Source organism: Kineosporia sp. R_H_3 (assembly GCF_002198675.1).
Classification (GTDB): Bacteria; Actinomycetota; Actinomycetes; order Actinomycetales; family Kineosporiaceae; genus R-H-3.
The window spans coordinates 1-7,878 of the sequence record NZ_MWLL01000057.1; the positions used below are offsets into that span (position 1 = coordinate 1).

Annotated in this window: 8 protein-coding genes; 4 read left to right on the top strand and 4 right to left on the bottom strand. The window is 75.6% G+C overall.

Translation table 11 applies throughout. The annotated features are described in order from the left end of the window. A partial coding sequence (locus ECOMGDLI_RS03415; protein WP_198954508.1) for an adenosylcobinamide-GDP ribazoletransferase occupies window positions 1-189 on the top strand: 189 nt, incomplete at its 5' end. 25 nt (window positions 190-214) lie between these two features. On the opposite strand, the gene gcvT is transcribed toward ECOMGDLI_RS03415, so the two are convergent. After that, a complete protein-coding gene (gcvT, locus tag ECOMGDLI_RS03420; protein WP_088313697.1) occupies window positions 215-1,381 on the bottom strand; it encodes a glycine cleavage system aminomethyltransferase GcvT in 1,167 nt (388 codons plus the stop codon). Window positions 1,382-1,446: 65 nt separating this feature from the next. On the opposite strand from gcvT, the gene ECOMGDLI_RS03425 reads away from it, so the two are divergent. Continuing rightward, the gene (locus tag ECOMGDLI_RS03425; RefSeq protein WP_088313701.1) at window positions 1,447-2,976 is read left to right on the top strand and encodes a leucyl aminopeptidase; all 1,530 of its coding nucleotides are present in this window, start codon (window positions 1,447-1,449) and stop codon (window positions 2,974-2,976) included. A gap of 37 nt (window positions 2,977-3,013) precedes the next feature. On the opposite strand, the gene ECOMGDLI_RS35255 is transcribed toward ECOMGDLI_RS03425, so the two are convergent. From ECOMGDLI_RS35255 to ECOMGDLI_RS03440, 3 genes are all read right to left on the bottom strand, one after another. Beyond that, window positions 3,014-4,411, bottom strand: coding sequence for a diguanylate cyclase (locus ECOMGDLI_RS35255; protein WP_198954509.1), 1,398 nt, complete (start codon window positions 4,409-4,411; stop codon window positions 3,014-3,016). Further along, window positions 4,396-5,013, bottom strand: a complete 618-nt coding sequence (locus ECOMGDLI_RS03435; protein ID WP_088313705.1) for a hypothetical protein — start codon at window positions 5,011-5,013, stop codon at window positions 4,396-4,398. Before ECOMGDLI_RS03435 ends, ECOMGDLI_RS35255 begins: the two co-directional genes overlap by 16 nt. Before the next feature lie 158 nt (window positions 5,014-5,171). Further along, window positions 5,172-5,534, bottom strand: a complete 363-nt coding sequence (locus ECOMGDLI_RS03440; RefSeq protein ID WP_088283759.1) for an oxidoreductase — start codon at window positions 5,532-5,534, stop codon at window positions 5,172-5,174. Window positions 5,535-5,943: 409 nt separating this feature from the next. Between ECOMGDLI_RS03440 and lpdA the strand changes: the two genes are divergently transcribed. Beyond that, on the top strand, window positions 5,944-7,335 hold the full coding sequence (gene lpdA / locus ECOMGDLI_RS03445) for a dihydrolipoyl dehydrogenase (RefSeq protein ID WP_088313708.1): 1,392 nt from the start codon (window positions 5,944-5,946) through the stop codon (window positions 7,333-7,335). A gap of 162 nt (window positions 7,336-7,497) precedes the next feature. Then, window positions 7,498-7,878, top strand: a 381-nt coding sequence (locus ECOMGDLI_RS03450) for a biotin/lipoyl-containing protein (RefSeq protein WP_304441385.1), incomplete at its 3' end; no start/stop codon positions are given.

Sequence of the window (7,878 nt, forward strand, 5' to 3'; positions counted from 1 at the left end):
ACGACCCCTGCCGCCGTCGGGGCCGGCTGGGTGCCCGGCGCGGCCGCCGTCCTCGCCGCGTGCGCGGCGGCAGGGGTCGTCCTCGTGCGCTGCACGCGCCGCCTCGGCGGCGTCACCGGCGACGTCCTCGGCGCGTGCGTCGAGGTCGGCGTCGCGGCGGCGCTCGTCGCCCTCGCCGCGACGACCTGACCGCCCGCCCGTCGCCCGGTGGGCGTCAGGCCTTCGTGCGGTCCGGCACGAACGGCGGCTTGGTGACCCGGCAGCGCAGGACCCGGCCGCGGACGTCGACCCCGACCTCGTCGCCCTCGGCGACCCCCGCGTCGAGCAGCGCGATGGCGATGCCCTGCTTGAGCGTCGGCGAGAACGTGCCGGACGTCGTCCGGCCGAGCACGGTGCGGGCACCGCCCGTACCGTCGTCCGAGCCGTCGAGCGCGACGACGTCCAGCTCCGCGCGCGGGACGCCGCGGTCCAGCGCGAGCAGCCCCCAGGTCCGCCGGGCCGGGCCGCGCTCCTTCTCCGCGAGCAGCACGTCGCGGCCCCAGAACGCGGGCTTGGACCAGCCGACGGCCCAGCCGGTGCGGGCCTGGACCGGTGTGATGTCCAGCGACAGCTCATGCCCGTGGAGCGGGTAGCCCATCTCGGTCCGCAGCGTGTCGCGGGCCCCGAGGCCGCACGGCAGGCCGCCGCGCGCGGTGACCTCGGCGAGGAGGGCGTCCCACAGCGCCGGGGCGGCCGAGCTCGGCACGAGCACCTCGTACCCGCGCTCACCGGTGTACCCGGTGCGGCACACCGTGACCGGGACGTCGGCCGGCCCGGCCGGGACGTCCAGCCGGGTCTCGGCGAAGCTCATGTACCCGTGGCCGACGGGCAGCCCGACAGCGGTGAGGACGTCGTCCGAGAACGGCCCCTGGACGGCGAGCACGCAGATGTCCTCGTGCATGTCGACGACCGTCACGCCGTCCGGGGCGGCGGCCCGCAGCCGGCGCAGCACCTCGGCGGAGTTCGCCGCGTTCGGCACGAGGAGGACGCCGTCGGCGTTCCACAGGTAGACGATGAGGTCGTCGACGACCCCGCCCGTCGCGTCGTCGCAGCACAGCGTGTACTGCGCCTGGCCGGGCGCGATCTTCGCGAGGGAGTTCGTCAGGCAGGAGTCGACGAACGCCGCGGCCCCCGGCCCGGTCACGGTCGCCGTCCCCAGGTGGCTCACGTCGAAGATGCCGACCGCCGTCCGGACCGCCTCGTGCTCCTTGAGCACCCCGCCGCCCGGGTACTCGATGGGCATCTCCCAGCCGCCGAAGTCGGCGAGCTTCGCACCGAGCGCGACGTGCCGGTCGGCGAGGGCGGTGTGCCGCAGGGCGGCGGGCGCAGAGGGGTCCGTCATGGACGGCGAAGATACTCCGACGAGCCCTCCGCGCCGCGCGGGACCTGCGTCGATAGCATCGGCGGGTGCCCACCCTGAGCCTCACGACCAAGGCCCCCGCCACCGTCAAGGCCGACGCCCTCGTCGTCGCCGTCGCCTCCGCGCCGAACGGGCCCCGGCTGCTCGGCGAGGCGCTGCCCGCACCGCTGCGCCGCAGCCTCGCCGGCGCTCTCGCCGGCCTCGGGGTGTCCGGCGCCGCCGACGAGGTCGTCCGGGTGCCGTCGGGCGGAGGCGTCGCCGCCCCGGTCGTCGTCCTCACCGGCGTCGGCCCGGTCAGCGGCCGCGGGGACGCCGTCACGCCCGAGGCGCTGCGCCGCGCGGCGGGCGCCGCGACCCGCACCCTCGCCGGGGTCAAGGCCGTCGCGGTCGCGCTGCCCACCACGGACGTCGCGGCCCTCGCCGCGGTCGCCGAGGGCGCGCTGCTCGGCGCGTACACCTTCACCCGCTACCGCACCGCGAAGGACGCCAAGCAGGCCGTCGCGGCCGTCACCGTCGTGAGCGACCTCGCCCGCGGCGCAGCCGCGAAGGCCGCCGCGACCCGCGCCGAGGTCCTCGCCGCCGCCGTCGCCGCGACCCGCGACCTCATCAACACCCCGCCGCTCGACCTCTACCCCGCCGCGTTCGCCGACGAGGCCACGAAGGCCGTCGAGGGCCTCGGGGTCAAGGTGACGGTGCTCGACGAGAAGAAGCTGGCCCGCGGCGGCTACGGCGGCCTGCTGGGCGTCGGGATGGGGTCGTCGCGGCCGCCGCGGCTCGTCCGGCTCGACTACGCGCCCGCCGGTGCCACGGCGCACGTCGCGCTCGTCGGCAAGGGCATCACGTTCGACTCGGGCGGCCTGTCCATCAAGCCGGCCGCGGGCATGGAGGCGATGAAGAGCGACATGTCCGGGGCGGCCGCCGTGCTGCACACCGTCGTCGCCGCCGCCCGGCTCGGCCTCGAGGTGACGATCACCGGCTGGCTCGCGCTCGCCGAGAACATGCCGTCCGGGACGGCGCAGCGCCCGAGCGACGTCATCACGATCTACGGCGGCAAGACCGTCGAGGTGCTCAACACGGACGCCGAGGGCCGGCTCGTGCTCGCCGACGCGCTCGTCGCCGCGAGCGAGACGAACCCCGACGTCATCGTCGACGTCGCCACGCTGACCGGCGCGCAGATGGTCGCCCTCGGCAACCGGACGAGCGCGATCATGGCGAACGACGACGCGTTCCGGGAGCGGCTGCACACCCTCTCGGCCGCCGCCGGCGAGCAGTTCTGGCCGATGCCGCTGCCCGCCGAGCTGCGGTCGAGCATGGACTCCCCGGTCGCCGACATCGCGAACATGGGCGAGCGGTTCGGCGGGATGCTCGTCGCCGGGCTCTTCCTCGCCGAGTTCGTCGGCACCCGTCCGGGCGAGGGCGACGCCGCGGCGACCCCGATCCCGTGGGCGCACCTCGACATCGCCGGCCCGGCCTTCAACACCGGCAAGGCGTTCGGGTACACCCCCGTCGGCGGGACCGGCGTCGCCGTCCGCACGCTCCTCGCGCTCGCGGAGGACGTCGCGGCGTCCGGGGTCTGACCGCGCCGCACGTCACCGCCGGCGCAGCGGTGCCGGGTCACCGCACGCGTGCGGCCTGGCCCGGGTCGCCGTGCCGCCGGCCGGCCCGGCGGGCGACCTTGTCCTGCCCCGCCCGGGCGTCGGCGAGCGTGACGACGGCGTCGACGTCGCCGCCGGCGGCGCACCGCGCGGCCCCGAGCGAGGCCGAGAGCACGGCGCCGTGCACCGGCGGGTGCGCGGCCACCGCGGCACGCACCGCGGCGACGAGCCGGTCCGGGGCGGCCGGGTCGCCGGTCCGGACGAGGACGCCGAACTCGTCCCCGCCCAGGCGTGCGACGACGGCCCCGGGGACGACGTCACGCAGGAGGCCGGCCACGGTGAGGATGAGGTCGTCCCCCGCGTCGTGCCCGAGCGCGTCGTTGACCGCCTTGAGCCCGTCGAGGTCCGCGACGAGCACGGCGACGGGCGCCGCGTCGGCGCCGGCCTCGGCGACCGCCTCGTCCCACGCGCGCCGGTTCGCGAGCCCGGTCAGGGCGTCGTGCCGGGCCTGCACCGCCGCCTCGGTGTAGGCGTCCTCGAGCGTCACGGCGGCGGCGAGGTTGCGGCGTCCGTCGGCGGCGAGCAGCCGGACGAGCCCGACCGGTGCCGCGAGGAGCAGGACCGTCGGCCAGCCGCCTCCGCCGGCGACGACGGCGGCGAGCCCGAGCGCGCCGAGCAGCGCGTCGACGGCGAAGGTCCACGCGAGCGGGCGCACCAGGGTGCCCGGGGCGACCCCGAGGCAGGCGGAGCGGACGACGGCGACGAGGGCGTCCGTCGCGATCTGGGCGGCGAAGGCCGCCAGGTAGACGGGCCAGTGCGCGAGCGCCGGGCCGCCGGGCCCGGCGACGGCGAGGACGGCGACCGCGCCGAGGCAGTGCCAGCCGGGGACGGCCCGGGTCGCCACGGTGTGCGCCGGTCCGCCGGCCCGGGGCGAGCCGACGGCACCGAGCAGGAGCCCGGCGAGCACGGCCAGCGGGACGAGCGGCAGCGGGGTGAGGAGCAGGAGGGCGACGAGCACCGGCTGGGTCGGCACGGCGCTTCCGGACGCCGCGACGAACTCCGTCCGGTAGGCGAGCACGTAGAGCCCGACGAGCGCGAGGACGTGCAGCACGGTCGCCGCGGAGGGGTGCGCGAGGTCGGCCGGGCCGGGCAGGAGCAGGGCCAGGGCCGCGACGCCCGTCGCGGCGACGACGAAGCCCCACCCGACGACGGCGGCGCTCACCCGGTCGAGCCGCTCGGCCGCCTCGGCGGCACGCCGCCGGACGGCGACGATCTCGCTCACCCCGTCGACGACGTCCTGCGCGTCGCCGTCGCGGGCCGCAGGCACCCGGCCGCCGTCCCGCCGTCCCCCGTCCCCACCGTCACGCAGGTCGACCGCACGCGGCGGGACGGCGGGACCGGTCAGAGGCTGCGCCACGGGTCGATCTGGACGTCGTCGACGTTCCACGAGCCCGGGAGCCCGCGCTGGCTGAACGTGACGGTGACGTACTGGCGGCCGGAGGCGTCCCGGATGTCCGGGAGCATGATCCGCTGCGAGGGCGCCCAGCCGTACCGGGAGCCGTCGATGTCGAGGTCGTTCGTCGCGACGTTGACGCCGCTCGTCACCCGGATGGAGACGTGCAGCGTCGAGAAGGGGATGCCGGGCGCCTTGTAGAAGAAGCGCAGCGAGTCCTCGTTGGACGCCACGCACGTCGTCGGGGACGTCGCCGTGCCGAGCGCCGGCACCCACAGCGAGCGCAGGTTCGTGCCGGCGACGGCGTTGAAGGTCTCGCCGCCGAGCACCGTCGTGCTGCCGCCGGTGAGGACCCACGACGCCGCGCCGCTCTCGAAGCGGCCGTCCTGGACGACGAAGTACTGGTTCGTGTCGCCCCAGCGGGCGAAGGTCTGCGCCGTGCTCCGCACCCCGCAGTCGACGGTGACCGCCTCGGCCGGTGCCGCGACGAGGGCCCCGCCCGCGAGGGTGACCGCGGCGGCGGCGAGTGCGGCGAGCCTGGTCCGGAGCGTCGTTCGGCGGGACATGGGTGGTCTCCTCGGATCGGGCGACGGCAGCGGGCCGGCTGTCGTCGTCGGAGACCAGTCTGGTCACGCAGAGGTACTGAGTGACAGCGTGCAGTGCAAGGTTCGCCCTGTTGCAGGCTCCCGTCCCCGGACGGAGCAACCGCCGCGGCACGCCCCCGTCAGGCCGGGCCGGAGCTCCCGAGGTCGGTCGCGCTCTCCCGGCCGGCCGCCTTCTGGCGGGCCGTCCAGTCCCGCATCCGCTGCGGGTAGCCGGTGAGCTGGACGTCGTAGATCGGCACGTTGAGCTCACGGGACAGGCCGTGGACGACGTCCGGGTCGGCGACCCGGCGGCGCGTCCACTCGCCCGTCGAGGCGACGAGCAGCACGGTCGGCGGCGTCACCGTCGTCCGCGGCTCGATGTACGCCTCGACGCCGGGGCGGCTCCGGACGAACTCGGCGAGGTGCGCCGTGACGGCGTTGCGCTCCTCACGCCGGCTCGGGCCCGAGCCGGTCTGCGACCGGCGGCGCCGGAACCATGCCATGCCTGCCAGTCCTCCCCCGCGTCCTGCGGACGCCGCGTGCCCGACGCCCCGTCGGGCGTGCGGATCATCATCCCCCGATCCAACGACCGACGGGGCCGATCCGTTCGACCGCTCACGCCGGCTGCCGTTCGACGCGCACGACGAACCGTCCGTCGTCACATCCGTCGCCGGCCCGACCACCCGGATGCGTGAGTCCGCTCACTCGGCGCTCCACGGGGGGCACCCGGGTGTGACCTTGTCCCCTCGTGATGCAAGGATGCATAACCGCCGCGAAACGACGCTGTGACGTGACCGGACGGCTCGGCCCGAGCATCTGCAGGCCCGGTCGGAGCAGCCGTCGTGACGCGGGCAGCAGCCGCCGTCCGATGCACCAGGCACCGCGTGTGCCTTCGTCCGCACAGGAGAGCCAGTGTCCGAGACGTCCTCCGGCCAGGTCCACGACCTCGTGATCCTCGGCGGCGGCAGCGGTGGCTACGCCGCCGCGCTGCGCGCCTCGCAGCTGGGGCTGTCCGTCGTCCTCGTCGAGAAGGACAAGCTCGGCGGCACCTGCCTGCACCGCGGCTGCATCCCGACCAAGGCGCTGCTGCACGCCGCCGAGGTCGCCGACTCGGCGCGCGAGAGCGAGCAGTTCGGCGTCCACGCGACGTTCGACTCGATCGACATGGCCGGAGTGAACAAGTACAAGGACGGCGTCGTCGGCCGGCTCTACAAGGGCCTGCAGGGCCTCGTCGGGCACCGCGACACGCTGACCTACGTCGAGGCCGAGGGCCGGCTCGTCGCGCCGGACGTCGTCGAGGCGGGCGGGCAGCGCTACACCGGCCGCAACGTCGTCCTCGCGACCGGCTCGTACGCCCGCTCGCTGCCCGGCCTCGAGATCGGCGGCCGGATCATGACGAGCGACCAGGCCCTGACGCTCGACCACGTGCCGCAGCGCGTCGTGGTCCTCGGCGGCGGCGTCATCGGCGTCGAGTTCGCCTCCGTGTGGAAGTCCTTCGGCGCCGAGGTGACGATCGTCGAGGCCCTGCCCCGGCTCGTCCCCGCCGAGGACGAGGCCTGCTCCAAGGCCCTGGAGCGCGCCTTCCGCAAGCGGAAGATCAACTTCAAGACCGGCGTCCGGTTCGCCGGGGCGACGCAGCACGACGGCGGGGTGACCGTCTCCCTGGAGTCCGGCGAGACGATCGAGGCCGACGTCCTGCTCGTCGCCGTCGGCCGCGGCCCGAACGCGACCGGCTTCGGCTACGAGGAGAACGGCGTCCGGATGGAGCGCGGCTTCGTCCTCACCGACGAGCGGCTGCGCACGAGCGTGCCGGGCGTCTACGCCGTCGGCGACATCGTCCCCGGCCTCCAGCTCGCGCACCGCGGCTTCCAGCAGGGCATCTTCGTCGCCGAGGACGTCGCCGGCCTCAACCCGGCCCCCATCGACGAGTCCGGCATCCCGCGGGTCACGTACTGCGAGCCCGAGGTCGCCTCCGTCGGCATCACCGAGGCGCAGGCCAAGGAGAAGTTCGGCGCCGAGAACGTCGCGACCGTCGAGTACAACCTCGGCGGCAACGGCAAGAGCCAGATCCTCGGCACCGCGGGCTTCGTCAAGCTCGTGCGCCAGAAGGACGGCCCGGTCGTCGGCGTCCACATGGTCGGTGCCCGGGTCGGCGAGCAGATCGGCGAGGCCCAGCTCATCGTCAACTGGGAGGCCTACCCCGAGGAGGTCGCCTCCCTCGTGCACGCCCACCCGACCCAGAACGAGGCTCTCGGCGAGGCGCACCTCGCCCTGGCCGGCAAGCCGCTGCACTCCCACGCCTGACCCGTCCGTCCCTCCGGTCCGCCGGACGGACGGCGACACCCGGGCGACGCCTGCGTGGCGGCGCCCCGAAGACACGCAAGACTGACCTGCACCGCACCACCCCAAGCAGCAGACCTCAGCAGCCCGGCCACCGCCGGAAGCGACGAAGGAGAAGCCGGACCCATGTCGGACTCCGTGCAGATGCCGGCCCTCGGCGAGAGCGTCACCGAGGGCACAGTCACCCGATGGCTCAAGAGCGTCGGGGACCGGGTCGAGCAGGACGAGCCCCTGCTGGAGGTCTCGACCGACAAGGTCGACACCGAGATCCCGTCCCCCGTGGCGGGCGTCCTCGAGCAGATCCTCGTCGGCGAGGACGAGACGGTCGCCGTCGGCACCGACCTCGCGATCGTCGGTGGCTCGGCCCAGGGCGCCACGTCGGCACCCGAGCAGGCGGCACCCGCACCGGCCCCCGAGCCCGAGCCGGCTCCCGCACCGCAGGCCGCTCCGGCTCCGGCCCCGGCCGCACCTGCTCCGGCTGCCCCTCCGGCTCCCGCCCCTGCACCG

Excerpts from the sequence above, each read along its gene's own strand:
- gcvT (WP_088313697.1), bottom strand. The coding sequence starts at position 1,381 with ATGACGGACCCCTCTGCGCCCGCCGCCCTGCGGCACACCGCCCTCGCC.
- ECOMGDLI_RS03435 (WP_088313705.1), bottom strand. The coding sequence starts at position 5,013 with ATGTCCCGCCGAACGACGCTCCGGACCAGGCTCGCCGCACTCGCCGCC.
- ECOMGDLI_RS03440 (WP_088283759.1), bottom strand. The coding sequence starts at position 5,534 with ATGGCATGGTTCCGGCGCCGCCGGTCGCAGACCGGCTCGGGCCCGAGC.